The sequence below is a fragment of the Streptomyces sp. NPDC059534 genome (genome assembly GCF_042743475.1).
Lineage (GTDB): Bacteria > Actinomycetota > Actinomycetes > Streptomycetales > Streptomycetaceae > Streptomyces.
Genome location: NZ_JBHWAQ010000137.1, coordinates 1 through 1686 on the forward strand (window position 1 = coordinate 1; position 1686 = coordinate 1686).

General features: G+C 65.8%; 2 protein-coding genes. Both read right to left on the bottom strand.

Going from position 1 to position 1686, the window contains the following annotated elements; translation table 11 throughout:
• Positions 1-44: 44 nt before the first annotated feature.
• A complete protein-coding gene (locus tag ACFVZH_RS40335; RefSeq protein WP_384905623.1) occupies positions 45-272 on the bottom strand; it encodes a DUF397 domain-containing protein in 228 nt (75 codons plus the stop codon).
• On the bottom strand, positions 269-1180 hold the full coding sequence (locus ACFVZH_RS40340) for a DUF5753 domain-containing protein (RefSeq protein ID WP_384905625.1): 912 nt from the start codon (positions 1178-1180) through the stop codon (positions 269-271). The genes ACFVZH_RS40335 and ACFVZH_RS40340 overlap by 4 nt, the downstream gene beginning before the upstream one ends.
• Positions 1181-1686: the final 506 nt, after the last annotated feature.

Here is a 1686-nt window from a genome sequence, read left to right on the forward strand (position 1 = left end):
CCCACGCACGGCGTGGGGGAGGCCGGGCCGCTTCGTCGTGTCGGTCAGAGCTCGCCGGTGGCGGCCGCCGTGATGAAGGTGGAGAACGCCCCGGCGGGAAGGAGGAGCGCCGGGCCGGCCGGGTTCTTCGAGTCGCGGATCGCGATGCCGTGGTGCGACGGGCGCACGTCGGCGGCCTCGATGCACTGCCCCTCGTTGCCGCCGCTGTACGAAGACTTCCGCCAGGCGGCACCGGGCAAGTCCGTCGCCATCAGGCTCGGCGTAGTGGTCACTTGGTGGTTCCTTCCAGGTACTTGGTGAGTAGATCCCGTGAATCGTCCACGGAAAGTGCAGCCGAGGTGATGCCCTTGAACTCGTTCTCCAGGTAGGAGACGGCCTTGGGCTCCTCGCTGTGGGTCCCGCCCATCGGGTTGTCGACGCTGACGACAGACGCCCACGGGTGGTCGAAGGTCAGGATGGTGGACGCACCGTTGGACCCGAACGTCGGATGCGCCGTGAGGGGGAGGATCTGGATCGTGATGTTCGGCAGGCCCGAGAGGTCGATCAGCTTCCGGAGCTGGTCGCGCATGATGACGGGACCGGACTGGAAGACCGCGTGGAACGCCGACTCGGGCACCACAGCGTGCAGCTCGACCGGAGTATCGGTGCGGGTCAGGATCTCCTGGCGGGCGAGCCGAACAGCCACCAGCACCTCAGCCATCTTCGGCGTGATGGCGCTCGTGCCGCGCGTGATGATCTCCCGCACGTAGCTGGCCGACTGCAAGGGGCCGGGAATGATCGACCGGTGCTGTAGACGCACGGTACGGGCCCGATTCTCCAGTTGGACGAAGTCGACGAGAGCCGGGCTGATGTCGTTCTCGTACGCCTTCCACCAGCCGCCGCCCAGAGGCTCCTCCGCGGCCACGGCGACGGCCTCGATGCCAGCTTCGTCGTCAACGCCGAGCTTGGGTACGTACTCCCGGACCTCGTCATAGCTGATCTTGTAGAGACCGCGTTCGATCCGGCCGAGCTTCACGCTGTCCCAGCCCATGAGCTTCGCGGCGGTTCCCGAAGGGATATCGCCACGCCAGAATCTGAGCTGGCCACCTACCCTGCGCCGCATGACCGTCGGCGTGGCCCTGGTGGTCGGCGTGCGCCGCTTCCCGTTGGCCAGGGCCGTCCTCGATGGTGTCTGCGTCATAGACGCAGTCTGGCACGTCCAAGACGCGGTTCGGTACGTCATGGACGCAGCAATGTGCGTCATGGACGCATCTGCGCACTCCATCAACTCCGCACTCTGGCCCACCTGTTCGATCCTTTTGCCAATCCGTGCGTCCATCTTGCGCTCGTACCGTCAAAAGGAGCAAGCTGTTCTCGGAAGGCGTTGTGACTGCGCATCAGTTCACGTGCAGTCGGCTGCGCAGTGTTACTGCGCTGCCTTCCGGACAAGGAAGAGGGTCGGGTGCCTTGGTGCCCGCAACGCAGTCGCTGGCCGGGGTGCCTCCCCTGGACGTTCTGGCTCGGCGGCCGCTTTGTCCTCACCAGCCACCGAGTTGAGCCGAGGCATGCGATGCGCCAGAGCACCACCGTTCGCGAGCAGGACCCCGCGGCCTTACGAGTTGGTGCGTGATAGCGGGTGGGCATGCTCTGCTGGTGGAAGGCATGGTGAACCGTTCGGTTCTGGCGCATCCGTTGTTCACGGGCATC

Bases quoted from the DNA above. Each gene is read 5' to 3' on its own strand.
- ACFVZH_RS40340 (WP_384905625.1), bottom strand. From the start codon at position 1,180: ATGACGCAGACACCATCGAGGACGGCCCTGGCCAACGGGAAGCGGCGC.